Origin of the sequence: Sulfuritortus calidifontis (assembly GCF_003967275.1) — a bacterium.
Taxonomy (GTDB): domain Bacteria; phylum Pseudomonadota; class Gammaproteobacteria; order Burkholderiales; family Thiobacillaceae; genus Sulfuritortus; species Sulfuritortus calidifontis.
The window spans coordinates 49,926-76,649 of record NZ_AP018721.1 but is presented as its reverse complement, the minus strand read 5'-3'; the positions used below and the strand labels follow the sequence as shown (position 1 = coordinate 76,649).

Genomic DNA, 26,724 nt, shown 5'->3' with positions numbered 1-26,724 from the left:
GCCCCGCCGGGATGGGCTCACCGCCGGGGGCGGGCAGAACGACAGAAGGCGCTACATCTGGCGTAGCAACAGCTACATTTGGCGTAGCGGGAGCCGTCACCGCTCCCGCTCCACGCGCGCCGCGTGCGCTAGGCGCGCATTCGCCCACAGCATCGCCACGGCCTCCGCCTCGTGACGGCTCGAAAACCTCGGCGGCGGCACCGGCGCCCCCAGCCGCTCCGCGATCTGCGACCAGTACGGCATCCACCGCACCGGCGATCCAGGCCGGCCGTTGCCCGTGCGCACGATCGACGCCACCAGCACCGGCCCGCACATCACCCGCGAGACGGGCTTCATGGGGTTGACTTTCATGGGTGTTCTCCTCTGTCATCCGCGCCGCAAACCGCGCGTAGTAATCCCGCTGAGCCTCCACCGGCAGGCTGTCCAGCAGGATTTCGATGCCTTTGCCTCGCAACCTGTTGCGACTCTTGGCTAAATTTTTTTCGGCCCATGTGCGCACGCGGCGATCCGTCGTCGGCATGCCAGCCAGCCGCATCTCGGCAATCTGCTGCGGGGTGAGCCACACTTCCATCACGATCTCCCATTCCTGGCGCTTCGATAGCCGTGCCAGTACGCATCAACGAAGGCTTCCGGCACGCAGCGCCGCACGCGCTGCCCGTCGCATCCATCGTCCCATCCTTCATGCCACCAGAAGGCATACTCCATGCCGCAGCAAAATCCCTCCAGGTAGTCGTCAGACTTGTCGATGCCGGGCACCATGTAGCTGAATCCGTCGAGCTTCTTGCACATGGCGTCGTAGCCGTCCTCCCACCCAATCCGCCACTGCCGCTCGCTCATCGCGCCCCCCCTTCAAGCGTCTCGCGCAGCATCTTCATCACCTGCCGCGCGATGCCGCCGTGCGGCTCGCGGTCGGCGCGCTGCGCCCAGTCGTAGATCACCCGCCGCGCCGTCACCGGCTTGATGCCATGCTTGATGGCCCACTCCGCCACCGACCGGTACCCGGCCAGCGCCAGCTTGCCACGCACCGTTGTGGCGTCACCAAGTTCACGCTCTCGTTTCATGATGCTATCCTCGTAACGCATGGCGAGAGTATAACGCAAGAGGATACGATGTCAACAACTTGTTGCGAAGTTTTTCTTTGTCCGATTCGTGTCCGATTCACGTCCGATTCGCGCGTCCGATGTCCGATTCGCGCGTCCGATTCGTGAGGCATGGGAACATGGAATCGGACACACTAGCCAAGCGCCTGCGCGAGTGCATCGGAGACGAGACAGTCTCTGCATTCGCGCGTAAGGTTGGGTTGCCTGAGGCGACCATCCGCTCTTACCTGGACGGTAAAAAGCCTGTCTACGACAAGCTCGCCCGCATCGCCGACGCTGCTGGCGTCTCGTTGGACTGGCTGGCCACCGGGCGCGGCCAGAAAGCGCGTAAACCCGCGCCAGAACAAGACTTTTCCGCCGTCCCCTACGCCCGCCGCCTCGAAAAAATAGGCCTCCTGCTGGCCGATATGCCAGACCAGGAGGCCGCTGCCTTCCTCGATGATGTTTTCGCGCGCGCTCGCTCGGCGGCAGAGGCGGCCGAGCTGCGCCGGGCGCTAGCCGACCTCCGCGCCGAGGTCGAGCGCCTCAAAAAATCCGCCTGATACACCATTCATCGTGCGTTTTTCGTCGCACGCAATACGAGCACGCCGCCCGATCTGTGGATAACGTGGCTAACGCATTGATTTATCGCAATTTCCCGCTTCTTCCCGCCGATTCCCGCGACCTTTTGTCTCATCAACCTTGTCGCATCAAATCTTTTCATCCCTACCGCGGTCAATCCGCAGACCCGCACCCACAGCCTGCGCATCGTGCTGGACAACCCCGGCCTCCGGCTCAAGCCGGGCATGTACGCCAACGTCACCGTGTTCGGCGGCAAGGGCGAAGAAGCGGTGCTGGTGCCGACCGAGGCGGTGATCCAGACCGGACAGCGCGCCCTGGTCCTGGTGGCGCAGGGCGAAGGCCGCTACGCCCCGGTCGCGGTCAAGACCGGCATGGAAAGCGAAGGCAAGACCGCCATCCTGGCCGGGCTATCGGGCGGCGAGCAGGTGGTGACCTCCGGCCAGTTCCTGATCGAGTCCGAGGCCAACCTCAGGGGCGCGCTGGCCCGGCTAGGCGCGCCGCAGGCGAATGCAGCCGAGCCGCAGGCGAAAGGCGCCGAGGTCTACACCGGCCGCGGGCGGATCGAGCAGGTCGATGCCAAGACCGGCGAGTTGGAGATGACCCACGAGCCCATCCCCGCGCTGAAGTGGCCGGCCATGACCATGGGCTTCGCGGTGCGCGACGCGAAAATATTGCAGGGCCTCAAGCCCGGCCAGCGCGTCGACTTCGACCTGGTGCGCGAGGGCGAGGGCTTCGTCGTGGTCGCCATCCGCCCGGCTAAAGGAGGCGGCAAATGATCGCCCGGCTCATCCACTGGTCCATCGCCAACCGCTTTCTGGTTCTGCTCGCCACCCTGATCGCCAGCGCGGCCGGCGTGGTCGCGGTGCTGAAAACGCCGCTCGATGCCCTGCCCGATCTGTCCGACGTGCAGGTCATCGTCCGCGCCTCCTATCCCGGCCAGGCGCCGCAGGTGGTCGAGGACCAGGTGACCTATCCGCTCACCACCACCATGCTCTCGGTGCCGGGGGCCAAGGCCGTGCGCGGCTATTCCCTGTTCGGCGACTCCTACGTCTACATCCTGTTCGACGACAAGACCGACCTCTACTGGGCGCGCTCGCGGGTGCTGGAATACCTGAACACCGCGGCGCAGCGCCTGCCCGAGGGCGTGCGGCCGGCGATCGGGCCGGACGCCACCGGGGTCGGCTGGATCTACGAATACGCCCTGGTCGACAAGAGCGGCAAGCACGACCTGGCGCAACTGCGCTCGATCCAGGATTGGTTCCTCAAGTACGAGCTGCAGGCCCTGCCCAACGTTTCCGAGGTGGCCACCATCGGCGGCATGGTCAAGCAGTATCAAATCCTGATCGACCCCGACCGTCTGCGCGCCCTCGGCATCCCGCTCGGCCAGGTAATGAGCGCGGTGCAGCAGGCCAACCGCGAGACCGGCGGCTCCATCGTCGAGCTGGCCGAGGCGGAATACATGGTGCGCGCCAGCGGCTATCTGCAATCGGTCGCCGACTTCGAGAAGATCCCGGTCAAGCTGGGCGAGGCCGGCACCCCGGTGTTCCTGCGCGACGTCGCCCGCATCCAGCTCGGACCCGAGATGCGCCGCGGCGTGGCCGAACTCGACGGCCAGGGCGAGGTGGTCGGCGGCGTCATCGTCATGCGCTACGGCGCCAACGCCATGACCACCATCGAGTCGGTGAAGGCCAAGCTGGAGACCCTGAAAAAAGGCCTGCCCGAGGGCGTGGAGATCGTGCCGGTCTACGACCGCTCGGCGCTGATCGAACGCTCGGTTAAGACCCTGTCGCACAAGCTGGTCGAGGAATTCATCGTGGTCGCCCTGGTCTGCCTGGCCTTCCTCTTTCACCTGCGCTCGTCCTTCGTCGCCATCGTCTCGCTGCCGCTGGGGGTGCTCATCGCCTTCATCGTCATGCGCAGCCAGGGCATCAACGCCAACATCATGTCGCTCGGCGGCATCGCCATCGCCATCGGCGCCATGGTCGACGCCGCCATCGTCATGATCGAGAACGCGCACAAGCACCTGGAGGCCTGGCGCCAGGAACGGCCCGGACAGGAACCGAGCTCGGCGGAGTATTTCGAGCTGGCCGGCCGCGCCGCCGCCGAAGTCGGCCCCGCCCTGTTCTTCAGCCTGCTCATCATCACCGTCAGCTTCCTGCCGGTGTTCACCCTGGAGGCGCAGGAAGGCCGGCTGTTCGCACCGCTGGCCTACACCAAGACCTATGCCATGGCCGCCGCCGCCGGCCTGGCGGTGACCCTGGTGCCGGTGCTGATGGGCTGGTTCATCCGCGGCCGCATTCGGCCGGAAGAGGCCAACCCGCTCAACCGCTGGCTGATCCACGGCTACCGGCCGCTGATCGCCCGCGCCCTTGCGGCGCCGAAGGCGCTGCTGGCCATCGCGGCGGGGCTGCTGCTGCTCACCGCTTACCCCTACCTGCGCATCGGCGCCGAGTTCATCCCGCCGCTGGACGAGGGCGACCTGCTCTACATGCCGACCTCCCTGCCCGGCCTGGCGCCGGCCAAGGCGGCGGAGATCCTGCAGTTGTCGGACCGGATGATGAAGACCGTGCCCGAGGTGAAAAGCGTGTTCGGCAAGGTCGGCAGCGCCGAGAGCGCAACCGACCCGGCGCCGATGACCATGATCGAGACCACCATCCAGTTGAAGGACCCGTCCGAGTGGCGGCCGGGCATGACCCTGGACAAGATCATCGCGGAGTTGAATAGCCGGGTGCAGATTCCCAGCTTCGCCAATTACTGGACCCAGCCCATCCGCACCCGGCTGGACATGCTGGCCACCGGCATCAAGAGCCCAGTCGGGGTGAAGATCGCCGGGCCGGACCTGAAGGTGATCGAGCGCATCGGCACCGAGGTCGAGACCGTGCTCAAGCGGCTGCCGGGCACCGCCAGCGCCTTCTCCGAGCGGGTCTCCGCCGGCCGCTATCTCAACGTCTTGATCGACCGCGAGGCGGCCGCCCGCTACGGCCTCAACATTACCGACGTGCAGGACCTGATCGCCATGGCCATCGGCGGCGAGCGCGTGACCGAGACGGTCGAAGGACTGGAGCGCTACCCGGTGCAGATCCGCTTCCCGCGCGAGCTTCGCGACAGCCTGGAAAAACTGGGGCAGCTACCCATCGTCACCGCCATGGGCGCCAACGTGCCGCTTTCGGCCATCGCACGGCTGGAGATCGCCGACGGCCCGCCCATGCTGAAAAGCGAAAACGCGCGGCCCAACGGCTGGGTCTATGTCGACCTCAAGGACACCGATCTCGGCAGCTATGTCCGCCGCGCCCAGCAGGCCGTGGCCGAACAGGTCAAGCTGCCGCCCGGCTATTCCATCGCCTGGTCCGGCCAGTTCGAATACCTGGAACGTGCCGAGGCGCGGCTGTTGCTGGTGGTGCCGCTCACCCTGGTGATCATCTTCGTCCTGCTCTACCTCACCTTCCGCAACCTCTGGCAGCCGCTCTTGATCATGGCCAGCCTGCCCTTCGCCCTGATCGGCGGCTACTGGCTCTTGTACCTGCTCGGCTTCAACATGTCGGTGGCCGTGGCCGTCGGCTTCATCGCCCTGGCCGGGGTCGCGGCCGAATTCGGCGTGGTCATGCTGATCTACCTCGACCACGCCGTGGCCCAGCGGCGGGCGGCAGGCCGGCTCAACAGCCGGGCCGACCTGATCGAGGCCATCATGGCCGGCGCCGTGCTGCGGGTGCGGCCCAAGGCGATGACCGTGGCGGTGATCATGGCCGGCCTGCTGCCGATCATGCTCGGCAGCGGCGCCGGCAGCGAGGTGATGCAGCGCATCGCCGCGCCCATGGTCGGCGGCATGGTCACCGCCCCCCTGCTGTCCATGTTCGTCATCCCGGTCGCCTACCTGCTCTGGGTCGGCCGCGGCCTGGGTAAATAATCCCCTCCCCCGCAAGCCCACCCTAAAGGGCATAAAGGGGAGGCCGGGAGGGGCTCAAACCCGCCCCAGCGTCAGACCCCTCCCCCATTTATGGGGGAGGCTGGGAGGGGGATTTGCGGTCTTGCCTCCCACCCAAAACGCACATAAGGGCTTTACAAACCCGAACGGCATCGCTAATATCGCGGGCTTCGTTTGGGGGTATAGCTCAGCTGGGAGAGCGCTTGCATGGCATGCAAGAGGTCAGCGGTTCGATCCCGCTTACCTCCACCAAGGACAAATCAGGTTGTTCCTAGCGGCCTGAAAAGTTAAGTCCCCATCGTCTAGAGGCCTAGGACATCGCCCTTTCACGGCGGTAACCGGGGTTCGAATCCCCGTGGGGACGCCACAAAAGAAAACGCCACCCTCGCGGTGGCGTTTTCTTTTGTGGGATCGCCATGGGCTGACGAGAACCCCGCCGGGTTCGCTGAGCAAGCACCGCTTGCGAAGGACCGCCGCAGGCGGGTCCGCAGCGCAGCGGAGGACGAGGTTTCGCAGAGGCAATGCGAAACCGAGCAATCCCCGACAAGACAGAACGGCGCGGTGGCGTTTTCATTTGTGGCATCGCCCCGGGCTGACGAGAACCCCGTCGGGTTCGCGGTGCAAGCACCGCTTGCGAAGGACCGCCGCAGGCGGGTCCGCAGCGCAGCGGAGGACGAGGTTTCGCAGAGGCCATGCGAAACCGGGCAATCCCGGTGCAAATACAAAAAAGCCACCGCGAAGGTGGCTTTTCCTTTTCTGGGCGGCGCTTCTTATTTAAATCAGAACACCCCCACCAACTGCAAGGTCACCTGATTGCGGTCATAGCTGTAGAGCGCGAGGTTCGAATCGGACTTGGTGTAGGTGTAGCCCAGGGCCAGGCTGAGGCCTTTTTTGTCCAGCTCCTTGGCCAGATTGATGTTGACGGTATAGATCACATCCTTGCGCGTGGCCTCGGGAAAGGCCGCCTCCTTCTCATCGTAGGCGTTACGCGCAATCGAGGGCTGCACCACCAGGGTCAGGCCGTGGGGCAGGCCCTTGAAGTAGGTGGCGAACACGCTGTGGCCGGTGAAATCGAGATAGGCCTGGCGGGTGTCCTCGCGGGTGAGGCGATAGCCGGCCTGGATGAAGCTGGTCTCGTCCAAGCTGTAGCGCAGCCCGGCATTGGCCGCGTAGACGCCGCCGTTGCGGTCGCTGCGCGTGGTCGCCGTGGCCGTGTTGAAGTACTCGCGGGTCTGCACGGTGGCGCCGCCCTCCAGCAGCATGCGCTCGTTCAGCGGATACTGCACCTGCGGCGCCAGGCCCCAGGCCGTGCTGTAGCGGTCGCCGCCCAGGCGCATGTGGTCCAAGACCACGGGTGCCGAGACCACATATTTGGGCAGCTTCCAGGTCGGGCCGGTGGAGACGGAGATGTTGTCCGAGTCAAAATCGGAGACGTTGGTGTAGTCGGTTCGAGAGTAGGCCGCCGTGGTCTGCCAGGCAAAGCGCCGTGAGCGTGGATAGACATGGTTGATCGAGGCCGAGACGTTCCAGCCGCTGTCATGGCGCGGCAACGAGGCGTTATTCAGGGTGAAGGGCACGCCGAAGGCCAGAATCGAAGAACTGGACGGGCCGGCGTTGACGTTGTCGTCGTGGACGAAGCCGAGGGATACCCGGGCGCTCCAGAAGCGCTGGGCATCCATGGCAGCCAGATACTTGTCGATGTTCTCGCCCACCGCGGCCGGCGGGTTAAGCGCCTTCACCGCGCGGAATTCGGCCCGTGCCTTTTCGAACTGGGCATTGGCGTTGTAGGCCCGCGCCAGCTCCAGGCGCACGCGCGGCAGGTTGGGGTTTTCCCTGAGCAACTGTTCGAAGATGGGAATCGCCTCGTCCGGCCGGTCCAGCTCGGTCAGCGCCACGCCCATGAGGAAGGGGGTCTCGACGTCGTTCGGATTCTTTTTCAGGTTCTCGGCCAAGAGGTCATAGGCCTCCTGGTGCAGGCCCAGGGCGAGAAGCTGGGCGGCCAGCTTGCGGTAGTCGTCCACCGCGGCGGCGGCCTCGTCCAGCACCGCCTGCTGCACCTGTTCGACGGTCGGCGTGGTCTCGAAGCTGCGCTCGGCCGGCGGGTCGGTCTTGGCCTTCTCCTGCCCCATGGCCTGTCCTGCGAAGCAGGATGCCGCCATGAACAAAATCGCGAACGACGGCTGTCGGCAATTCATGATTTCCCCTTGGTTCTTGCTGTGACTCATAAAACGACATGGCCAGTTAGGAAGAGTCTGATTAAGTCGTCATGCCCGCGCATACCCTGAAGGGCATAAAGGCGGGCATCCAGTTCGTTGATTTTCTGGGTTCCCGCCTGCGCGGGAACGACGATATTGGGCTTTTTCAGAGCTTCCTTAGGCCATGTCATCGTAAACCATACGCTAGTCTTCTGTCCCGTCCACTGGCCCCTTCTGCGGCGGCGGTGGCGGCGCCTTGGGTGCCGGCGGCGGTGGCGGCGGTGGCGGCGGTGGTGGCGCTGGGGGCGGCGGCGGTGGCGGCAGAAGTTGCGGCAGCGGCAGCGGTGCCAGGCCGCCCGCCCCCGGCAGCGCCGGCAGCGGAATCTGCTCGATCTCCTGGAAGCCGGCCCGCACCGCGGCCGGCAGCGCGCCCAGCATGGTCGGTGCCGGCGCCGTCTGCGCCGAGGCGACGGCCGCGAACTGGCCCGCACCGACTTGCAGCACGCCGGCCGGGTTGCTGATGCCGACCCGGCCCTCGTTCACCCGCACATAAGTGCTGCCGAGGATGACATCGAAGCCGGTGCCGCGAATGCCGATGGTGGCGGCGGGGGTTTCCAGCTTGAAGCCGTCCGGGTTCTTCTTGCCGATCAGGCCGGTGATGGCGCGCAGGCCGCCCTTGCTGGCGGACAGGGCGATGACGCTGTTCTCCCCATTCCTGGGCGGGTAGCGGTATTGCTCGATCTTGAACTCGCTGTTGGATTTGAGCGCGACGAGCTGGCCGTCGGCGAAGCGCAGCAGGGCAAAGCTTTTCTCGCCAGTGGCGATGGCCGTGCCGTCCACCAGCTTGTCGCCCTGTTGCGCCGGGCGCGCCGGCTGGCCGGGGTAGGTGATGGAAACCGCGCCGCCCAGGGCATGGATCTGGCTGACGGCGGCCTGGGCCAGCGCGGCGAACAGCAACAGAGAGGCGCCAAGCACCAGGTTCCAGATGCGCGCGTGTTTCATCCTGGGCTCCCAACCGATAGTTTTGTCCGGCATCAGCAGCTGCGATTGTATCGGGTCCGGCTAAGCGATGTTCTGTTCCGACAAAAATGGCATGGCGCTCGACTCGCCATGCCATTGATATTGGTCAATGAAGCCCCGGGTCCGGGTTCGAAGTCAGCGTCTGTTGAATACTGCGATGGATGCCGGCGCCCTTGCTGCCATCGTCTTTCTGGATAGCCCAGTTGCCGCCCAGTTCACGGGCATTCAGGCCGAAGAATGCGCCGTTGATGGTGCCGGTAACCCCTTCAGCAGGGTTGGCCAAATTGCCAGTGATGGCATTCGTGCCTGGCGTCCAGCCCACATTGACCAGATTTGCCGTTTCGATCCAGGTAACGCCACCGGCCTTGAGATTATTGAGACTACCGCTCAGCTGATTGCTAGTGGCGCGAAAATTCGCGGTCAGATTCGTAGTGCCCGTCACCGGTGCGGCTAGACCTGATGCATCGACGCGATAGCCACGCACCTCGCCCCGATAGGTGCCGCTCTTGCCATAGCCGTACTCACCAGCGTCATTGCTCAAGGCAGTGAGCGTTTCCACCGGCGTCAGCGGACCGGCCACCCAAAGCGACTCCGGCTCAATGCTTTGTTTGCCGTCGTCGATCGGTACCTCGGCGCTGCCCCAGCGGCCCCAGCTCAGGTACTGGAATTCGTGGTTCGTCGGTAGCGGTCCTTCCACTTCGCTCGGCTCGCTGGGCCAAGTCAAGGTATCGGTCTGCTTGGTAGCCGTCACCAGCCCACTCTCCTCACCGTTGCTGGTGCCGATCACACCGAAGGCCTTGGGCGAGACATAGGCCGAATCGAATTCGGCACTGGTAGCGTCGAGGGTATGTTCTGTGCCTGTCCATGTCCCACCGTCTTCGAGTTCGCGGGTGGTCACCGAGGCGGTCAAAGTACCGGTCAAGGTGTCGCCCGAGTGGTCGAGTGTAATGACCACGTCGTCCGGGCTACCCGTCGTGCCGCCGGAGAGGGCGGGGATTACCGTGACCTCTACTTCATAATCAACATATTTTTCTTGACGGACATAAGCGGCGGCGAAGCCCTTGAAGACGTTGCTACCGTCAGCCACGCTGGGGGTGAACTCATAGCTCTGGCTGGGGGTGCTCACCAGGCCGGTCAACATCATGTTCGTATAGGCGTAACTGTCGCCGTTGTACCAGTAGGCGCCGAAGGTGCCGCCGAAGCCGGCCGGGGTGCTGCCCGTGCCATAGAGCTGCATATTGGTATTGCCGCGCCGGGCGTCGTCGAGTTCAGGACGTACTGTTGAAACTTCACAGTCATTACAAAGCTCAAAGCCGTAGTACCGGCCTTCGATCTTCTTGCTGTCGGGGTTGACCGCGCCGATGAAGAAACCGAAGTTCTGCTCAGGTTCGTCGGCAAACAACGGCGACTTATCCAGCGCGAAGACCTTTCCGGTCGCCCAGTTCACCATCAAGTCGCCCGATGGCGTGGCACTGGCGCCGTGTCGGTCGCCATTGTTGTCGTGCGCGCTGCTGAACAGGTCGAACACCGTCACCCCACTGCTGGCGCTTGGCCGAGTGGCGAGCTTGTTGCCAAAATAGCCTTCGACCACGCCAGAACATTCGCTACAGGTAGAGCCCTCCAATAGGAAGCGGTAGAAGTCTTTATTGGACGACCACTGCGCGAAAGAGTCTTCTTCGAGAGAAGCGCCCCAGAGGTCCACGTTGCTCAATGCTGCGCTACCCGCTTGTTTGTAGGTCCGATCGGTCACCGTCGTGCCCATAGCCGTGTCGAGGGTGAATTCCACGCCCTCCTGGAAGGGATAGGTCAGGACGAAGTCGATCTTGTTGGCTGCGCCTGTCTGGGCTGCCGCCAACACTGACCGCGCCGTGCGGGTCCGCCAGGGCGCCTCGTCCATGTTGAGGCTGTTCATATAGCCGCCGCTATAGGGCTGGGCCTTGGCGAGCAGGGGGTTCGCGATGGCCCGGAACAGTTCATTCGTCAACGCTTCGGATGAGTACTCCCCCGGCAGCCGAATATAGACGCCACCGGTGAGGTCGGCCAGTTCCTGGGCCGCGCCGGCGGCCTGGCTATAGTCAGCGGAACGCCAAGCATTGGGGTCATGGTTACCCTCATATCTGCCATCCATATCATAGGCATCGATGAAAGACGCGCTGATGCCCTCGCGTTTGAGGATATCACCCAGGTCTTTTTCGGAAACGCTCGACTGCAAGGATGGAGTATCTCCGAAGACCAGCAGGGTCTTGTAGGCGTTGACGCCAGTACGCCAGCCGGTGTTCTGGCCGGTGCCGTCCGCGCGAGGGGCGACGGCACCGCTCTCGGCGACCTGCTGAATAGCATAGAAGTTGCCGCCAGAACCGTAATATGGCGAATCGTCCGACCAAGCCTCAATCGCCGCCTGGCCCGACGGCCGGCTGGGGGTCATGGCCTGCTGCAACTGATAGGCGTCGCTGGGAACACCATCGTAGGGGTCGTCGAAATAGCGGCCGACGCCCCAGCGGATGTTGCCACTGCCGTCGGGTAGGATATCGTTGGCGCGGGCCAGGAGGTCGAGGATGTTGCTACCCTGCATCGCCTGGTATAGCGGCGTCATGGAGTCGCTGGAATCATAGCCCGCAGCCAAGAAGAAGACGTCCAAGCTGGCCCGGTCGGGCGGCGGCGGCGGCGGTGGTATTACGGGCGGCACCGGCTTCGGCGGGGGCGGCGGAGGCGGCGGGGGCGCGATCTCGATTTCAATCTCACCGTCACCGCCCCCCGCCCCCGTCGGTGGCAGGTTGTTGATGATGATGTTCTCCAATTCCTGGAAGCCCGCCTTGGCGCCCGGGGGCAAGGCGCCCTCGGTGGTCGGCGCCGGCGGCGTCTGGCGCGAGGCGATGGCCGCGATCTGGCCGGCGGCCAGTTGCAAGAGCCCGGCCGGGTTGACGATGGCGATCTTGCCGTCGGTCACCCGGATGAAGGTGCCGCCGTCAATGAAGATGTCGAAAGTGGTGCCGCGGATGCCGATGGTGGCGGTGGGGGTGTCGAGCTTGAAGCCGTCCGGGTTCTTCTTGCCGATCAGGCCGGTGATGGCGCGCAGGCCGCCCTTGCTGGCGGTGAAGCCGATCTTGTTGTCTTTGTCGACCTTGGGATTGAACCGGTATTCGTCGACCCGGAATTCGCTGTTGGACTTGAGGGCGACGACCTGGCCGTCCGCGAAGCGGAGCATGGCGAAGCTCTTTTCGCCGGTGGCGACCTGGGTGCCGACCTCGAGCCGGTCGCCCTTTTGTGCCGCCCGTGCGGCCTGGCCGGCATAAGCGATGGAAACCGTCCCGCTTAGGGTGTGGATCTGGCTGACAGTCGCCTGCGCCAAGACCGCAAACATGAGCAAGCCGATGCCGAACCAATACCGCCAAATAAGCGTGTGCTTCATAGGGCCCCCTTCAGGCCAATACACCCCCACCCTTTGTAGGTATTTTCCCTTAACTATATCTACGTATTTCGACACCGCAAGGCGAAAGATCGCGCTTGGCCGTATCGGGCCATTGTCTCCCCAAGGAAACAAGGACTTATTCGGTCCCATGGTCATTCCAGGCAGGGCGCCAAGCCGGGTTCTCGGTGTGGTTTAATTGGCCAACCCCGCAACAAAACCCCGGAAAGGTCGTTAGCGATGCACCTCAGCCCCCTTTTTCGCGCCCTCGCCGCTGCCGGCCTGTTGGTTTCCCTCACCGCCCAGGCCGGTCCGGTCGAGGACATGCGCAGCCTGATGGGTCAGAACAAGGCGAAAGAGGCCTACGCCATCGGCCAGAAGAACCCGGACCTGCTGGGTGACCCCGATTTCGATTTCTTCTTTGGCCTGGCCGCCATCGAGGCCGGCCACGCGGCCGAGGGCATCCTGGCCCTGGAGCGCTTCCTGCTGCTCAACCCGGACAACGCCCGTGCCCGGCTGGAGCTGGCCCGCGGCTACTTCGTGCTGGGCGACGACGTGCGCGCCCGCGAGGAGTTCGAGGCCGTGCGCAAGCTGAACCCGCCGGCCTCGGTGCTGGCGGCGATCGACCGCTTCGTCGACGCCATCCGCAGCCGCGAGGGCCGCTACCAGACCACGGCCAGCTTCTATGCCGAGGCCGGCTTCGGCATCGACACCAACGTCAACGGCGGCGCCTCCACCGCCAACATCACCCTGCCGGTGTTCGGCGCCGTCACCCTGAGTGACACCGGCGTCGAGAAGCGCGACAGCTTCGGCCACCTCGCCCTCGGCGGCCAGGTGGCCAAGCCGATCGCGCCCGGTGTCTCTTTGTTCGGCGCCACCGGCTTCGACGGCAAGTACAACCGCGACGAATCGGCCTTCAACCAGGCCTCGCTCGGTCTCACCGGTGGCGTCAGCTACGTGAAGGACAACAACCTCTACCGGGCCAGCGTGAACTGGAACGGCGCCACCGTCGGCAGCGAGCATTACCGCGACGTGCTCGGCGCCAGCGGCGAATGGTTCCACCAGCTCGACGAGTTCCAGGCGGTCAATGCCTTCGCCCAGTACGCCGATCTCGAATACGGCGGCGCCAACCGAGTGCGCAACGCCACCCTTACCGGCATCGGCGCCGGCTATCGCCGCGCCTTCAGCGTCAAGTGGCAGCCGGTGGCCAGCGCCCGCCTGAGCTACAGCAAGGAAAGCAACCGCGTGCACCGGCCCGATTTCTCCCGCAGCATGCCCGGCCTCAACCTGGGCGTGAGCCTGTCGCCCGACCCGAAATGGGGCCTAGGCGTGAACTATGGCTACCAGAAGAGCAACTATGATGGGAAAACGCTGGGCGTCGACCGCAAGGACACCTACCAGTCGCTCGGCCTGAATGCGACTTACCTGGTGAACAAGCAGCTCAGCCTGCGCGGCGAGCTGAGCTACAGCGAGAACGAGTCCAACATCGAGCTCTACAGCAACAAACGCACCCTGGGCGCCGTCAACGTGCGCTACGACTTCAAGTGAGGCCCGCCATGCGATTCGCCCCCTCCCTGCTCATCCTGTCTCTGCTCGCCGCCTCCGCCTCGGCGGCACCGATCGGCCGCATCCTGGTCGCCGTCGGCGACGTCAGCGCTCAGCGCAACGGCAAGACGGTGCCGCTCAAGGCCCGCGCCGAGATCGAGTTGGGCGACCTGATCAAGACCGGCCCGGCCAGCAACGCCCAGATCCGTCTGACCGACGGCTCCATCATCGCGATCAAGCCGGTCACCGAGTTCAAGTTCGACGACTACCAGTTCACCGGCAAGCAGGACGGCACGGAGAAGGGCGCCTTCAGCCTGGTCAAGGGCGGCTTCCGCACCATCACCGGTGCCATCGGCAAGCAGAACCCGCAGAACTACAAGGTCGCCACACCCATGGCCAACATCGGCATCCGGGGCACCTTCTACAACCTGGCCATCTGCGACTCCGGCTGCTTCAACCCCGATGGCTCCAAGGCCAAGGACGGCCTCTATGGCGGCGTGGTCGACGGCAAGATCGCCGTGAGCAACACCGCCGGCGAAAAGACCTTCGGCAACGACGAATTCTTCCACGTCGCCAGCGCGAACGAAACCCCGCAGGGCCTGATCGCCCCGCCCAGCTTTTTGCAGGACAAGCTGGAAGGCCAGAAGCAGTCAAAGAAAGAGAAGGAAGAAGGCCAGGCCGAGGCCAAGCCCCAAGCGCAAACGACGAAGGCCGAAGACGGCGGCAGCGGCTTCAAGGGTGACAGCCGGGCCGGTGTGGTGACGGATACCGGGACAGTGAAAACCGAGCCGGTGGTCGGCGCCAGCGACGACAGCTATAAGGCCACAGAAGACAAGACCATCAGCGACACCCCGATTCCCGTGGTTGGGGTCAAACAGTTCTTGCTCGCCCACTCCTTCGGCGACGGCCAGCCCTACGGTGCCTACCCAAATGAAATCACCGAATTCCACGGCCTCTCAGACTTCATCTTCCTGAACCAGGAGCCGGTCGGCGTCATCACCGACGCAAAGGATTTGGTGCTCATTGACGCCAGCCTGCAGGATATCGGCCATGCCAAGGATACTGGCGGCAATCTGGCCGTGTTCTGGGGTAAATGGATGAATGGCACGATCACCGTCTACAACAGCAACGGTTCAATAGACATCGACACCCTATCCAATTTCCAAGCTGTCCATTTCATCGGCGGCGTAGCCCCCAGCAGCCTACCGACTGGTAGCGTGACATATAACTATCTAGCCAACGCCAGCACCAAACCCAGCTTCAGCGATGGTTCGGCAAACACGAACAGTGCGGTCACCGGCGGCTCCGTCACCATCAATTTCACCACGCTGGCCGCTTCGGCCAGCCTGACGTTGAACCTCGATCATGGCGGTAGCCTCGGCGGTTACACCTTGGCCACCACTACAGGAAGTTTCAACCCCACCACCTTCGGCATCACCGGCAGCGGCAATACGACCTTCAACACGGGCACCGATGGTCTCAATTGTGGCGCTGGCAATTGCCCCAGTTATGTCGCCGGTTTCGTAGCCGGCCCCGGCGGCACCCATGTTGGTCTTGGCTATGGCATTCACGCCAATACCCTCTCCGCACCGCTCCAGGTAAACGGTGTTGCAGCTTTCCAGACGGGTGCCCAACCCGCTGCGGTAACCGGCAGCCTATATCCTGCCGGGACCATCCCTCAGTGATCGCCGCAGCCCGCCCTGTGGCCACTACCTATTAACAAGCCGCGCCGCCTGCGATAATTTGGCCTGAACCAGAGAAAAACCCCTTAGGGACCGAATCATGCTGAACACCAAAACGACCCTGGCGGCCTGCGCCGCCCTCTCTCTGCTGGCCGGCTGCGCCAGCAACGGCGACCCGCGCGATCCGTTGGAGCCGATGAACCGGGCCATCCACAGCTTCAACGAGGGCGTCGACAAGGCGGCGATCAAGCCGATCGCCCAGGGCTACCAGGCGGTGATGCCCGGCTTCGCCCAGACCGGGGTGCGCAACTTCTTCGCCAACCTGGACGACGTCTCGGTGCTGGCCAACGACCTGCTGCAATTGAAGATCGAACTGGCCGCGCGCGATTTCATGCGCCTGGCCATCAACACCACCTTCGGCCTGGCCGGCGTGCTCGACATCGCCAGCGAGGCCGGCCTGAAAAAGCACAACGAGGACTTCGGCCAGACCCTGGGCCACTGGGGCGTGGGCAGCGGGCCCTATCTGGTGCTGCCCATCCTGGGGCCGAGCAACATCCGCGACACCGCCGGTCGCGTGGTCGACGGCAAATACCTCGACCCGGTCTACGACCTGCAGGACGACGAGGCCAAGGCCGGCGTGCTGTTCGCCCGCCTGATCAGCAAGCGGGCCGAGCTGCTCGACGCCAAGGAAGCCTTGGATGCCGCCGCGGTGGACGGCTACGAGTACACCCGCGACTTCTACCTGGAGCGCCGCCGCGCCCTGATCTACGACGGCAAGCCGCCGAAGCTGGAAGACTGAACTCCGTCCCGGCCTCTATCCTCGGGTAGCGGAGACACCTAAATTTCGTCCCCACCCCAGCCCTCCCCATGAATGGGGAGGGTGCCTGCACGCCTCCCGCACCTGTGCCTCCCGAGGGGCATAAAGGGGAGGCTGGGAGGGGCTCAAGTCAGGCCTGGCGCTAGACCCCTCCCCCATTTATGGGGGAGGCTGGGAGGGGCTCAAGTCAGGCCTGGCACTAGACCCCTCCCCCATTTATGGGGGAGGTCGGGAGGGGGAACTGTACAATCAGCAACTACTCTTAAGTTGGCCTTGTCATGCCCCCGCAGGCAGGCATCCAGTCTATGATTCGAGCTGGATTCCGGCTTGCGCCGGCATGACGATATTCGGCTTTTCGCGCATCCCTTTTCAAGACGGCAAGCACCCATGAGCAAGGCCTTCGTCCGCGACGACGGTGACGAGCAGGAAGACGACGACCCCACCCCGGCGCTGCCCGCCGGCGGCAAGAACTATGTCACGCCCGCCGGCTATGCCCGGCTGCAGGCCGAGCTCAACCACCTGGTCCGGGTGGAGCGGCCGCAGGTGGTCAACGTCGTGTCCTGGGCGGCCGGCAACGGCGACCGCTCGGAGAACGGCGACTATATCTACGGCAAGAAACGGCTGCGCGAGATCGACCGCCGCCTGCGCTTTCTGACCAAGCGGATCGAGCAGGCCGTGGTGGTCGACCCGGCGCGGCAGGAGAACACCGACCAGGTGTTCTTCGGCGCCACGGTCACCGTGCTCGACGGTGATACCGAGTTCACCTACAGCATCGTCGGCATCGACGAGGCCGACCCAGGCCGGGGCCGCATCTCCTGGGTGTCGCCCCTGGCGCGCGCCCTGCTCAAGGCGCGCACGGGTGACAGCGTGCGGGTAGCGACCCCGGGCGGGGTGCGGGAGCTGGAGATCCTTGCGGTTGAATACCTTAGCCTCGACTGAGGGCGAGGCGCTTAGAACTTGACGCCGACGTGCAGGGCGACCACGCCCGCGGTCAGGTTGAAGTAATCCACCTTGCCGAAGCCGGCATCCAACATCATCTGCTTCAGCGTCTCCTGGTCCGGGTGCATGCGGATGGATTCGGCCAGGTATTTGTAGCTGGCGGCATCCTTGGCCACGAGTTGGCCGAGGCGCGGCAGCAGGCCGAAGGAATAGGCGTCGTAGGCCGGGGCCAGCGGCTTCCAGACCTTGGAGAACTCCAACACCAGCAGCTTGCCGCCGGGCTTGAGCACCCGGCACATCTCCTGCAGGGCGACATCCTTGTGGGTCATGTTGCGCAGGCCGAAGGCGACGCTGACCAGATCGAAATAACCGTCGGGGAAGGGCAGGTGCTCGGCATCGCATTGGGCAACCGGCAGGGCCAGGCCCTCGTCGAGCAGGCGGTCGCGCCCCACGCCGAGCATGGAGCCATTGATGTCGGTCAGCCAGACCTCGCCGGTGGGGCCGGCATCCTTGGCCAAAAGGCGCGAGATGTCGCCGGTGCCGCCGGCGATGTCGAGAACGCGCATGCCCGGCCGCACAGCGGCCTGCAGGGCGGTGAAGCGCTTCCAGATGCGATGCAGGCCAAGCGACATGAGGTCGTTCATCACATCGTAGCGCTGGGCCACGGAATGGAAGACCTCGGCGACCTTGCGCGCCTTGTCGCGCTCGGCGACCGATTCGAAGCCGAAGTGGGTCTGCTTGTCGCTCATGGCATGACAGTCAGTTGGGCCGGAAGCCCTCGGGGGCGCCGACGCCTTCGCCGAAGAAATACTTCTCGGCCTGCTCGGCCAGATATTTGCGGTGCTGGGCATCGGCCAGGTTGAGCCGGTTCTCGTTGATGATCATGGTTTGCAGGCGAATCCAGCCTTGCCACGCCTCTTTCGACACATTGTCGAAGATGCGCTTGCCCAAGTCGCCGGGGTAGGGCGGGAAATCCATGCCTTCGGCCTCGCGGCCCAGTTTGACGCAATTGACCATGCGCGCCATGGGGGTGCTCCTTCAGGTATTCCGGGGTGAAAGCGGATAGTAGCGGATGCGGCCTCGGCCGTCACCCTTCGCCCAGCTGCTTGAGCGCCCGCTTGCGGAACACGGCCATCTCCTTGGCCGCTTGGACGTCGCCCCGGGCCTCGGCCACCTCGATGCCCTGACGATAGGCCTCGGCCGCCTCGGCGAACTGGCCGAGGTCCATGCGGGCACGGCCGAGCAGCTTCCAGGCCGCGGAGTACTTGGGGTCGAAGGCGAGGGCCGCCTCGAACTGGGTGCAGGCCTCGGCGTAGCGTTCGGCCTTGAGGTATTCGTTGCCCAGGGAGTAGCGGAGCAGGGCGTTGTCGCGACCCGCGGCCAGCATCTTCTCGAAGTTTTCCAGTGCGCTCATTTTCGCCAGAAGGCCGGGGTCAGCACCACCAGCAAGGTGAACAGCTCCAGCCGGCCGAGCAACATGGAGAAGCTGCAGACCCAGGTCTGGAAGTCGGTGAGCACGGCATAGGTGGTGGCCGGGCCGACCTGGTTGAGGCCGGGGCCGGTGTTGTTGATGGTGGCGACCACGGCGGAGAAGGCGGTGAAGACATCGAGGCCGCTGGCGATCAGGACGAAGGACAGCACCACGATGGAGGCGATGTAGATGAACAGATAAGCCAGCACGGCGTAGGTGATCTTGTTCGTTACCGGCACGCCGCCCAGGCGGGTGAGCAGGTTGGCGTTGGGATGCAGCAGGTGCACCAGCTCGCGGTAAACCTGTTTGTAGAGCAGGATGGCGCGCATCATCTTGATGCCGCCGCCGGTGGAGCCGGCGCTGGTGGAAAAGCTGCACAGAAAGAGCATCCACAGCCCGGCGAAATAGGGCCAGGCGTTGAAATCGGCATTGGCCAGGCCCATGGTGGTGGCCACGGAGATGGTGTTGAAGCTGGCATAGCGCAGGGCGGTCAGGAAATCGACGTAGACATCCTGGTACCAAAGAAACAGGGCCAGGCCCAGACAGCTGCCGAGCACGATGAAGAGGTACCAGCGCAGTTCGGGATCGACCCGGTAGGGATGGAAGCTGCGCTGGCGGAAGGCCAGGAAATGGGTGGCGAAGTTCATGCCGGCGATCAGGGCGAAGACCACGGCGATGCCCTCGAGCAAGGGCGAATTGAAATGGCCGAAGCTGGCATCGTGCGAGGAGAAACCGCCCAGACCCATGACCGAGAAGGCGTGGACCACGGCATCGACCCAGCCCATGCCGCCCAGCCAGAAGGCAATGAAGCACAGCAAAGTGAAAAAGAGATAAACCACCCACAGGCCCTTGGCGGTCTCTTCCATGCGCGGGGTGAGCTTGGTGTCCTTCATCGGCCCCGGGGTCTCGGCCTTGTACATCTGGCGGCCGCCGACGCCGAGCAGGGGGAGCACGGCGACCACCAGCACGATGACGCCCAGGCCGCCGAGCAGATGCAGCTGCGCCCGCCAGATGTTGATCGAGGCCGGCAGGTTGTCCAGGCCCGAGAGCACGGTCGCGCCCGTGGTGGTCAGACCCGACATGGTCTCGAAATAGGCATCGGTGAAACTCAGGTCCGGCAGATAGATCAGCAGGGGCAGGGCGGCGAAGATGGGCAGCACCGTCCAGATCAGCACCACCAGGAGGAAGCCGTCGCGCGAACGCAGCTCGCGCTTGTTGTGGCGGGTCAGCAGCCAGAGAAAGACGCCGCTGCCGATGGTGGCCAGCACCGCCTCGTCGTGGGCATGGCGCGCCGCATCGGCCATGGCCTCGGAGATGACCAAGGGGAACAACATGGTCAGGCCGAACAAGGCGATGACCATGCCCAAGACCTTGAGGATGGGGATGAGGCGGTCCTGCATCAGAAGAAGCCCATGCCGACCTGGAACAGCTTCTCCACCTTGGGGATCAGGCGCTTGTTGGGCACGAACAGGATGACGTGGTCCTCCGCCTCGATCACCGTGTCGTGGTGGGCGATGATCACCTCGTCGCCGCGCAGGATGGCACCGATGCTGACGCCTTCCGGCAGGTCGGTCTCCTCGACCCGACGGCCGACCAGGCGGGACGAGTTGCGGTCGCCGTGGACCACGGCCTCCATGGCCTCGACCGCGCCCCGGCGCAGGCTGTGCACCGCCACCATGTCGCCGCGCCGGATGTGGGTGAGCAGGGGGCTGATGGTGGCCTGGGCCGGCGACAGGGCAATGTCGATCTCGCCGCCCTGCAAGAGGTCGACATAGGTCGAGCGGTTGATCAGGGCGACCACCTTGCGCGCGCCCATGCGCTTGGCCAAGAGGCAGGACATGATGTTGTCCTCGTCATCGTTGGTCAGGGCGCAGAACACGTCCATGTCGTCGACGTTCTCCTGCAGCAGCAATTCCTCGTCGGTGGCGTTGCCGGTGAACACCATGGTGTGCTTGAGCTGCGCCGCCAGCTGCTCGGCGTTCTTCTTGTTGCGGTCGATCAGCTTGACCTGGTAATCGTCCTCCAGCGCCGCGGCCAGGCGGCTGCCGATGTTGCCGCCGCCGGCGATCATCACTCGGCGCACGGTCTTGTCGGCCCGGCGCATCTCCTTCATCACGGCACGGATGTTTTCGGTGGCGGCGATGAAGAAGACCTCGTCGCCGTCCTCGATCACGGTGCGGCCCTCGGGCACGAACATGCGATCGCGGCGGAAGATGGCGGCGACCCGGGCATCCAGCTTGGGCAGGTGCTTGCGGATATCGCGCAGCTCGTGGCCGACCAGTGGGCCGCCGAAGTGGGCGCGCATGGCGACCAGGCGGATGCGGCCGTCGGCGAAGTCGACCACCTGCAAGGCCTCGGGGTAGTCGATCAGCCGGCGCAGGTAGTTGGTCACCTCCTGCTCGGGGCTGATCACGAAGTCCACCGCCATGTTCTCCGGCGCGAAGATCTCGGGCTGTTTCATGTAATCGAGGGCGCGGATGCGGGCGATCTTGGTCGGGATGCGGAACAGGGTGGCGGCCAGCTTGCAGGCCAGCATGTTGATCTCGTCGTTCTGGGTCACCGCCACCAGCATGTCGGCATCTTCGGCGCCGGCCTGGCGCAGAATCGAGGGGTGGGCGGCCTGGCCGCAGATCGTGCGCAGGTCATAACGGTCCTGTAACCAGTCGAGCTTGGCCTGGTCGACATCGACCACGGTGATGTCGTTGGCCTCCGAGACCAGGCCGAAGGCCAGATTCGACCCGACCTGGCCGGCGCCGAGAATGATGATTTTCATGACTCGCCTGCGCGAAAGGTGCAGGCAAGCGTGCCTGCGATCGGTGAGGCGTAGGACGCAGCCGGCATGGCCGGTCGGCTAGGCCTCTTTTTTGGCCGGCAATTGTATGCCCAGTTGCTTGAGCTTGCGATAGAGATGGGTGCGCTCCAGCCCGCTCTTCTCGGCCACCCGGGTCATGTTGCCGCCGCAGCTGCCGAGCAGGGCCTCCAGGTAACGACGCTCGAAGATCTCGCGGGCATCCTTCAACGGCATGTCGAGGTTGAGGTCGGCCACCGCCTTTTCCTCGGCGCGGCTGTCGCCCATCTGGGCCGCCACCTCGTCGACGTCGATCTCCTCGTTGAGCGCGGTGGTCGCCAGGCTGCGCACACGGGCGCGCAACTCATCGATATTGCCCGGCCAGGTGAACTGATTGAGCGCGGCCAAGGCCGCTTCGCTGAACCGGCGCGGCGGTAGACCCTGTTCCTGGACCACCTTTGCCAATTCAGCCTGGGCCAGTGCGGGGATGTCTTCCTTGTGCTCGCGCAGCGGCGGCACCCGGACCGCGGCCTGGGTCAGGGCGTTGTATAGGTCCTTGGAGTAGCCGCCTTCCAGGGCCTTCTGCGCCAGGTTCTGGGCAGAGGCGCAAACGATGCGGACATTGAATTCCCGCCGGCGCGATAGCAGCAGGAGAAGCCCCTTCTGCTGCATGGGTGTAAGTTCGGCCACCTCGCGCAAGAACAGCAGGCCGCCCTTGGCCTGGTTCAGCCAGTCGATCGGCCGTTCGGCCAGATCGCTCATGCTCTCGGGCACGAACCAGGGCGTGCCCGGCACGTGCAGGAAGCGGGCACAGGCCTCGGCGCCGGCACCCGATTCGGCCGTCACCAGCAAGGGCGAGTCGACCGTGGCCACCTGCTTCAGCCGCTGGGCCAGGTTCTGGATCGCCGGACTGCTGCCGAGACCGTCGAGATTGAAGCTTGGCGTCGGCGCCGGGCCCTGGGCCTTGAGCGCACGGGCGACGGTATCGATCAGGTGGTTGTAGGGGACGGGCTTTTCCAGATAGTCGAAGGCACCCAGGCGGGTGGCCTCGACCGCGGTGTGGATGGTGCCGTGGCCGGACATGATGACAACCGGCATGGTGAGCAGACCGTCGGCGGACCACTCCTTGAGCAGGGTGATGCCGTCGACATCGGGCATCCAGATGTCGAGCAGGACCAGCGACGGTTCCTTGGCCAGACGCTCCTGGCGCGCCGCCTGGCCGTTCTCCGCCAGGCGCACTTCGTAGCCCTCGTCTTCGAGGATCTCGCGCATCAGCTCGCGGATGCCGGCCTCGTCGTCGACTACCAGAATCTCACTCATCGGCAGATTCACCTTCCATAAGCGGTAGTGTAATCGTTATGCACGCCCCGTGGGGCTGCGCGTTGCGCACGTCGATCGCGCCGCCGTGCTCATCGATGATCTTCTTCACGATGGTCAGGCCCAGACCGGTGCCCTTCGGCTTGGTCGTGGCATAGGGCTCGAACAGGCGGCTGAGCAGATGCTCGGGAAAACCGGGACCACTGTCGCCGACGCGCAATTCGACGCCATTCTTGCCGAGGCCGGTAGCGACGCGCAACTCCGGCTCCGCCGTTTCGACCAGCGCCTCCTTCGCGTTCTTCACCAGATTGTGCAGCACCTGGCGCAGCAGCGCCGGGTCGCCCGCGACCGGCGGCAGGTCGTCGGCCAGCATGACCTGCATCGGCACCTGGCCTTCGTAGAGCACCAGCACTTCGCGGATCAGGGCGTTGAGGTCGACCGCCTCGATCCGCGCCGCCGGCAGCTTGGCATATTGGGCGAAGGCATCGACCAGGCCCTTCATCGCCGCCACCTGGCCGACGATGGTCTCGGTCGAGCGGGTGAGTATCTGCCGCTCGTGTTCGTCCAGCTTGTCGGCCAGCTTGCGCTGCAGGCGCTCGGCCGAGAGCTGGATCGGGGTGAGCGGGTTCTTGATCTCGTGCGCCATGCGCCGCGCCACCTCGCCCCAGGCGGCATCGCGCTGGGCGCGGATCATCTCGGTGATGTCGTCGAAGGCGAGCAGGCGGTCGCTGTCGAGCTCGCTGGTCAGCGAGGCGCCGCGGGCCAGCAGCACACGCACGCCATTGCCGCTGTCGTATTCCATCTCGCCCTGCCAGTGGCCCTGGCCGGACTCGACGAAGCATTGCTCCATCTCGCCGGCCAGGCGGGCCAGGCCGCTTCCCGGTTCGCCCAGTTCGGCGAGCCGGCGGCCGATCAGCTGTCCGGGCTCGACACCCAGCGCAGCGGCGGCGGCGGCATTGACCGTGCGCACGGTGTAGTCGGGACTCAACGTGATGACACCGGTGCTAACGCTGCCGAGGATGCTCTCCAGATAGGCCTTGGCCTCCTGCAGCATGTCCTGGTTCTCCTGGGCCAAGGCCCGGGCGTCGGCCAGCTGCCGGGTCATGCGGTTGAACGACTGGGTCAGCATGCCCAGCTCGTCCTGGGCGCCGCTCGCCTGGACCTGGCTGAAGTCGCCGCGGGCCACGGCCCGGGTGCCGCGGGCCAGCGCGCGCAGGGGGGCGGCCATGCGCTCGGACAGGATGAAGGCAAGCGAGATGGCCGAGAACAACGCCAAGGCGAGGGCGAGGGTGAGCGAGAAGCCATAGAGCCGCTTGAGCCCGATGCGCGACAGCGCCAGCTCCTGGTAGTTGCTGTGCGCCGTCTCGACCTCGCGGGCATCGCGCGCGAGTTGTGACGGGATGGCCTGCTGCAACAGCAGCACCCGCACGCTCTCGCCCAGCGAAAGCAGGTTGACCGGTACCGCGGCGCGGGCGACCAGGCCTTCGCCGTCGGCCGTCGGTTCCACCCGCGACCAGGGCTGCTGCAGACGAACCTGCCAAATGGCGGCGCTGCTCGGCGGCTGCGGCGCCAGGCCGGCCTTGTCGCCGGAGGCGAAGCCGAGCAGGCGGCCCTCCAGATCGTAGAGGGCGGCCTCCTGCGCGGCGATGGTCTCGCGCAATTCGTTCAGCCGATAGGCCTGCTCCTCCGGCGGCATCTCGGCCAATTGCACGGCCATGGACTCGGCCTTTTTCACCAGGTCGCGCCGGACATGCTCCAGCGCCGACTGGCCCAGGCTCAGGCCGCCTTGCAAAGCGCGCTCCATGCGCACGTCGAACCAGGACTCGATGGAGCGGGTGAGGAACTGCACCGACACGGTGTAGACGATGGCCCCCGGCACCAGGGCCATGAGGGCGAAGACCAGCAATAGCCGGGCGGTCAGCTTGGCGCCGAAGACGCCGGCGCGGATGCGGCGGATGAGGACGTAGGCCTGATAGCCGATCAGGCCGATCAGGGCCAGGGCGGCCACCGCGGTCAGGCTGAGCAGCAGGGTGAAGTGCTCGGCGAAGAAGGCGGTGTTGTCAGCCGCAAGGGACAGCAGTGCGATCAGCACCGCGCCGGCGATCAGGCTCAGGCTGACGAGGGCGATCATCTCAGGTTTTCAGCGGCCAGCGAATCCAGTCGGAATCCATCTGCCAACGATCGGAGGCGAAGGCATTGACCTGCAGGGGTTTCGGAAGCTGGGCCAGGTCGACGTACATGCGCACACCGGCCCGATAGGTGGTCTTCTTCTTCAGCTGCTGGCGCTCGACCACCGCCCAGTTGCCGAGATTGCCCACGGCGGCCAGGGCGTCAGCCAGGCTGTCGTGGCTGCTCAAACGGCCGGCGGTGTTGACGGTGAAACTGCGCAGCAGGGCATTGTGACTGAGCTTGAGGGTACGGCTGGCCTCGGCGATGTCCTCGTTCAGCCAGTAGTCGCGGGGCCGCACCAGTTCGAATTCCTGGATGAAGGTGATGGTGACCCCGCGCTTCAAGGCCTCTTCCAGCTTGTCGTTGAGCTGGACCTCGAAGCCGCCGGACAGGACATAGTGGTCGTCGCGCGCCACCAGTTCGATCTGCCTAGCCTGGATGCCCTCGGCCCGGGCCGGGGCGAGCGCGAGCAGCAGGGCCGATCCCAGCATCGCGGTGAGAAATTTACGCCTTGACCAGGCGGGCATAGAAGAATCCGTCATGCTGCGGGTCGGGTAGCCATTGTCCGTCGATTGCCCCCGGCAGGGTCAGGGCGTCCAGGCGGGCATCGGGGTGGCGGCCGAGGAAGGCCTGCACCCGCGCCATGTTTTCCTGGCGGAAGACGCTGCAAGTGGCGTAGAGCAATTTACCACCCGACCCCAGGCAAGGCCATAAAGCCTCGAGCAATCGGTCCTGCTCTTTTGTCAGGCTTTCAACATCGGAGACACGCTTGAGCCATTTGCCGTCCGGATGCCGACGCACCACGCCGGAGGCGGAGCAGGGGGCATCGAGCAGGATGCGGTCGAAGGGCCTGCCGTCCCACCAGGTCGCCGGCTTGCCGGCATCGGCCGCCAGCAGCCGAGCGCTCAGGCCCAGGCGGTCGAGGTTTTCCCGCACCCGGCTCAAACGGTCGGTGTCGCTGTCGAGGGCGACCAGGTCCAGGGCGTGGGCCTCGAGCAGATGGCCGGTCTTGCCGCCCGGGGCGGCGCAGGCATCGAGCACATGCATGCCGTCGCCGCATTCCAGCAGTTCGACCGCTGCCTGGGCGCCGAGGTCCTGCACCGAGACCTCGCCCCCGGCGAAGCCGGGCAGGGCGGCGACCGGCACCGGCTTGGCCAGGGTCAGGGCCCAGGGGCCGGTCTGGTGGGCCTCGATACCCTCGGCCGCCAGCTGTTCCTGATAGTCGGCGAGGCTTACACGCCGGCGGTTCACCCGCAGGGTCATGGGCGGATGCTGGGCGGCCGATTCCAGGACCGCCTGCCAATGCTCGGGCCAATCGGCCTGCACCCGCTTGATCCACCACTTGGGGAAGTTCCACTTGGCGACCGTGTCGCCCTCGGCCGCGGCCGAGAGCTCGGCCTGCCGGCGCTGGAAGTTGCGCAGCACGGCATTGACCAGACCGCGCGCCTTGGGAAAGCGCTGGGCGGCAGCGGCCACCGTCTCGTTGACCACGGCATAGGCCGCGGCATCGGTGCGATCCAGTTCATAGAGGCCAACCAGCAGGAAGCCGGTCAGCTCGGCATCCGCAAGCGGCTTGGCGAGCAGGCGATCAAGGTAGAAGCGCAGCCGGCCGTTGTGGCGCAGAGTGCCGTAGGCCAGGTCCTGGGCGGCGGCCAATACGCGGGGATCGAGCCGCTGGCCGCGGGCGGCGGCGAGGGCGGCGGTGAGGCTGCGGTGTTCGGCCAGCACCGCCGACACCAAGTCGGCAGCCAGGCCACGCGCAGTGTCGGGGGTTTTAGCCAAGTGAGTGCAC

22 protein-coding genes and 2 tRNA genes are annotated in these 26,724 nt (G+C 65.2%); 9 read left to right on the top strand and 15 right to left on the bottom strand.

Annotated elements, in window-relative coordinates:
* Window positions 1–96: 96 nt before the first annotated feature.
* From EL388_RS00430 to EL388_RS00420, 3 genes are all read right to left on the bottom strand, one after another.
* On the bottom strand, window positions 97–351 hold the full coding sequence (locus EL388_RS00430) for a hypothetical protein (protein WP_126458018.1): 255 nt from the start codon (window positions 349–351) through the stop codon (window positions 97–99).
* Window positions 352–570: 219 nt separating this feature from the next.
* Window positions 571–837: a hypothetical protein gene (locus EL388_RS00425; RefSeq protein WP_126458014.1), complete on the bottom strand. Its 267-nt coding sequence runs from the start codon at window positions 835–837 to the stop codon at window positions 571–573.
* On the bottom strand, window positions 834–1,061 hold the full coding sequence (locus tag EL388_RS00420) for a hypothetical protein (protein WP_126458011.1): 228 nt from the start codon (window positions 1,059–1,061) through the stop codon (window positions 834–836). Before EL388_RS00420 ends, EL388_RS00425 begins: the two co-directional genes overlap by 4 nt.
* Before the next feature lie 158 nt (window positions 1,062–1,219).
* Here EL388_RS00420 and EL388_RS00415 point away from each other — a divergent pair, with 158 nt between their 5' ends.
* From EL388_RS00415 to EL388_RS00395, 5 genes are all read left to right on the top strand, one after another.
* Complete coding sequence (locus EL388_RS00415) at window positions 1,220–1,642, top strand: helix-turn-helix domain-containing protein (protein ID WP_126458009.1); 423 nt, start codon at window positions 1,220–1,222, stop codon at window positions 1,640–1,642.
* Window positions 1,643–1,726: 84 nt separating this feature from the next.
* Window positions 1,727–2,437, top strand: a complete 711-nt coding sequence (locus EL388_RS00410) for a copper-binding protein (RefSeq protein WP_338057673.1) — start codon at window positions 1,727–1,729, stop codon at window positions 2,435–2,437.
* Window positions 2,434–5,565, top strand: coding sequence for an efflux RND transporter permease subunit (locus EL388_RS00405; protein ID WP_126458003.1), 3,132 nt, complete (start codon window positions 2,434–2,436; stop codon window positions 5,563–5,565). The genes EL388_RS00410 and EL388_RS00405 overlap by 4 nt, the downstream gene beginning before the upstream one ends.
* 194 nt (window positions 5,566–5,759) lie before the next feature.
* A tRNA-Ala gene (locus tag EL388_RS00400) sits at window positions 5,760–5,835 on the top strand.
* Window positions 5,836–5,874: 39 nt separating this feature from the next.
* Window positions 5,875–5,950, top strand: a tRNA-Glu gene (locus tag EL388_RS00395).
* 412 nt (window positions 5,951–6,362) lie between these two features.
* Here the strand turns inward: EL388_RS00395 and EL388_RS00390 are convergent.
* The 3 genes from EL388_RS00390 to EL388_RS00380 form a co-directional block, all read right to left on the bottom strand.
* On the bottom strand, window positions 6,363–7,742 hold the full coding sequence (locus tag EL388_RS00390; RefSeq protein ID WP_126458000.1) for a surface lipoprotein assembly modifier: 1,380 nt from the start codon (window positions 7,740–7,742) through the stop codon (window positions 6,363–6,365).
* Between the two features lie 240 nt (window positions 7,743–7,982).
* Window positions 7,983–8,780 (bottom strand): FecR family protein, encoded by a 798-nt coding sequence (locus EL388_RS00385; protein ID WP_165919201.1) that lies wholly within the window; start codon window positions 8,778–8,780, stop codon window positions 7,983–7,985.
* A gap of 124 nt (window positions 8,781–8,904) precedes the next feature.
* A complete protein-coding gene (locus tag EL388_RS00380) occupies window positions 8,905–12,207 on the bottom strand; it encodes a FecR family protein (RefSeq protein WP_165919200.1) in 3,303 nt (1,100 codons plus the stop codon).
* Window positions 12,208–12,444: 237 nt separating this feature from the next.
* Here EL388_RS00380 and EL388_RS00375 point away from each other — a divergent pair, with 237 nt between their 5' ends.
* The 4 genes from EL388_RS00375 (at window position 12,445) to greB (ending at window position 17,187) form a co-directional block, all read left to right on the top strand.
* Window positions 12,445–13,752 carry an autotransporter domain-containing protein gene (locus EL388_RS00375; RefSeq protein ID WP_126457990.1) on the top strand — a complete coding sequence of 436 codons (1,308 nt, stop codon included), beginning with the start codon at window positions 12,445–12,447 and terminating at the stop codon, window positions 13,750–13,752.
* A gap of 8 nt (window positions 13,753–13,760) precedes the next feature.
* Complete coding sequence (locus EL388_RS00370) at window positions 13,761–15,434, top strand: FecR family protein (RefSeq protein ID WP_126457987.1); 1,674 nt, start codon at window positions 13,761–13,763, stop codon at window positions 15,432–15,434.
* A 97-nt stretch (window positions 15,435–15,531) separates the two neighbouring features.
* Window positions 15,532–16,230, top strand: coding sequence for an MlaA family lipoprotein (locus EL388_RS00365; RefSeq protein WP_126457984.1), 699 nt, complete (start codon window positions 15,532–15,534; stop codon window positions 16,228–16,230).
* Window positions 16,231–16,635: 405 nt separating this feature from the next.
* A complete protein-coding gene (gene greB, locus EL388_RS00360; protein ID WP_126457981.1) occupies window positions 16,636–17,187 on the top strand; it encodes a transcription elongation factor GreB in 552 nt (183 codons plus the stop codon).
* 11 nt (window positions 17,188–17,198) lie between these two features.
* Here the strand turns inward: greB and ubiE are convergent, their stop codons facing one another.
* From ubiE to rsmB, 9 genes are all read right to left on the bottom strand, one after another.
* Complete coding sequence (gene ubiE / locus EL388_RS00355; RefSeq protein WP_126457978.1) at window positions 17,199–17,936, bottom strand: bifunctional demethylmenaquinone methyltransferase/2-methoxy-6-polyprenyl-1,4-benzoquinol methylase UbiE; 738 nt, start codon at window positions 17,934–17,936, stop codon at window positions 17,199–17,201.
* Between the two features lie 10 nt (window positions 17,937–17,946).
* On the bottom strand, window positions 17,947–18,213 hold the full coding sequence (locus tag EL388_RS00350; protein ID WP_126457975.1) for an oxidative damage protection protein: 267 nt from the start codon (window positions 18,211–18,213) through the stop codon (window positions 17,947–17,949).
* A 61-nt stretch (window positions 18,214–18,274) separates the two neighbouring features.
* Window positions 18,275–18,601, bottom strand: coding sequence for a tetratricopeptide repeat protein (locus tag EL388_RS00345; protein WP_126457972.1), 327 nt, complete (start codon window positions 18,599–18,601; stop codon window positions 18,275–18,277).
* On the bottom strand, window positions 18,598–20,058 hold the full coding sequence (locus tag EL388_RS00340; RefSeq protein ID WP_126457969.1) for a TrkH family potassium uptake protein: 1,461 nt from the start codon (window positions 20,056–20,058) through the stop codon (window positions 18,598–18,600). The genes EL388_RS00345 and EL388_RS00340 overlap by 4 nt, the downstream gene beginning before the upstream one ends.
* Window positions 20,058–21,431, bottom strand: coding sequence for a Trk system potassium transporter TrkA (gene trkA, locus EL388_RS00335; RefSeq protein WP_126457966.1), 1,374 nt, complete (start codon window positions 21,429–21,431; stop codon window positions 20,058–20,060). Before trkA ends, EL388_RS00340 begins: the two co-directional genes overlap by 1 nt.
* 78 nt (window positions 21,432–21,509) lie before the next feature.
* On the bottom strand, window positions 21,510–22,766 hold the full coding sequence (locus tag EL388_RS00330; RefSeq protein ID WP_126457963.1) for a sigma-54-dependent transcriptional regulator: 1,257 nt from the start codon (window positions 22,764–22,766) through the stop codon (window positions 21,510–21,512).
* Window positions 22,759–24,894 (bottom strand): sensor histidine kinase, encoded by a 2,136-nt coding sequence (locus EL388_RS00325; RefSeq protein WP_126457960.1) that lies wholly within the window; start codon window positions 24,892–24,894, stop codon window positions 22,759–22,761. The genes EL388_RS00330 and EL388_RS00325 overlap by 8 nt, the downstream gene beginning before the upstream one ends.
* 1 nt (window position 24,895) lies before the next feature.
* Window positions 24,896–25,459, bottom strand: a complete 564-nt coding sequence (locus EL388_RS00320; RefSeq protein ID WP_165919199.1) for a DUF4390 domain-containing protein — start codon at window positions 25,457–25,459, stop codon at window positions 24,896–24,898.
* The gene (gene rsmB / locus EL388_RS00315; RefSeq protein ID WP_126457954.1) at window positions 25,437–26,714 is read right to left on the bottom strand and encodes a 16S rRNA (cytosine(967)-C(5))-methyltransferase RsmB; all 1,278 of its coding nucleotides are present in this window, start codon (window positions 26,712–26,714) and stop codon (window positions 25,437–25,439) included. Before rsmB ends, EL388_RS00320 begins: the two co-directional genes overlap by 23 nt.
* Window positions 26,715–26,724 lie beyond the last annotated feature (10 nt).

Bases quoted from the DNA above. Each gene is read 5' to 3' on its own strand.
- EL388_RS00430 (WP_126458018.1), bottom strand. From the start codon at position 351: ATGAAAGTCAACCCCATGAAGCCCGTCTCGCGGGTGATGTGCGGGCCG.
- EL388_RS00425 (WP_126458014.1), bottom strand. From the start codon at position 837: ATGAGCGAGCGGCAGTGGCGGATTGGGTGGGAGGACGGCTACGACGCC.
- EL388_RS00420 (WP_126458011.1), bottom strand. From the start codon at position 1,061: ATGAAACGAGAGCGTGAACTTGGTGACGCCACAACGGTGCGTGGCAAG.
- EL388_RS00415 (WP_126458009.1), top strand. From the start codon at position 1,220: ATGGAATCGGACACACTAGCCAAGCGCCTGCGCGAGTGCATCGGAGAC.
- EL388_RS00405 (WP_126458003.1), top strand. From the start codon at position 2,434: ATGATCGCCCGGCTCATCCACTGGTCCATCGCCAACCGCTTTCTGGTT.
- EL388_RS00390 (WP_126458000.1), bottom strand. From the start codon at position 7,742: ATGGCGGCATCCTGCTTCGCAGGACAGGCCATGGGGCAGGAGAAGGCC.
- EL388_RS00385 (WP_165919201.1), bottom strand. From the start codon at position 8,780: ATGAAACACGCGCGCATCTGGAACCTGGTGCTTGGCGCCTCTCTGTTG.
- EL388_RS00380 (WP_165919200.1), bottom strand. From the start codon at position 12,207: ATGAAGCACACGCTTATTTGGCGGTATTGGTTCGGCATCGGCTTGCTC.
- EL388_RS00375 (WP_126457990.1), top strand. From the start codon at position 12,445: ATGCACCTCAGCCCCCTTTTTCGCGCCCTCGCCGCTGCCGGCCTGTTG.
- EL388_RS00370 (WP_126457987.1), top strand. From the start codon at position 13,761: ATGCGATTCGCCCCCTCCCTGCTCATCCTGTCTCTGCTCGCCGCCTCC.
- EL388_RS00365 (WP_126457984.1), top strand. From the start codon at position 15,532: ATGCTGAACACCAAAACGACCCTGGCGGCCTGCGCCGCCCTCTCTCTG.
- greB (WP_126457981.1), top strand. From the start codon at position 16,636: ATGAGCAAGGCCTTCGTCCGCGACGACGGTGACGAGCAGGAAGACGAC.
- ubiE (WP_126457978.1), bottom strand. From the start codon at position 17,936: ATGAGCGACAAGCAGACCCACTTCGGCTTCGAATCGGTCGCCGAGCGC.
- EL388_RS00350 (WP_126457975.1), bottom strand. From the start codon at position 18,213: ATGGCGCGCATGGTCAATTGCGTCAAACTGGGCCGCGAGGCCGAAGGC.
- EL388_RS00345 (WP_126457972.1), bottom strand. From the start codon at position 18,601: ATGAGCGCACTGGAAAACTTCGAGAAGATGCTGGCCGCGGGTCGCGAC.
- EL388_RS00340 (WP_126457969.1), bottom strand. From the start codon at position 20,058: ATGCAGGACCGCCTCATCCCCATCCTCAAGGTCTTGGGCATGGTCATC.
- trkA (WP_126457966.1), bottom strand. From the start codon at position 21,431: ATGAAAATCATCATTCTCGGCGCCGGCCAGGTCGGGTCGAATCTGGCC.
- EL388_RS00330 (WP_126457963.1), bottom strand. From the start codon at position 22,766: ATGAGTGAGATTCTGGTAGTCGACGACGAGGCCGGCATCCGCGAGCTG.
- EL388_RS00325 (WP_126457960.1), bottom strand. From the start codon at position 24,894: ATGATCGCCCTCGTCAGCCTGAGCCTGATCGCCGGCGCGGTGCTGATC.
- EL388_RS00320 (WP_165919199.1), bottom strand. From the start codon at position 25,459: ATGCCCGCCTGGTCAAGGCGTAAATTTCTCACCGCGATGCTGGGATCG.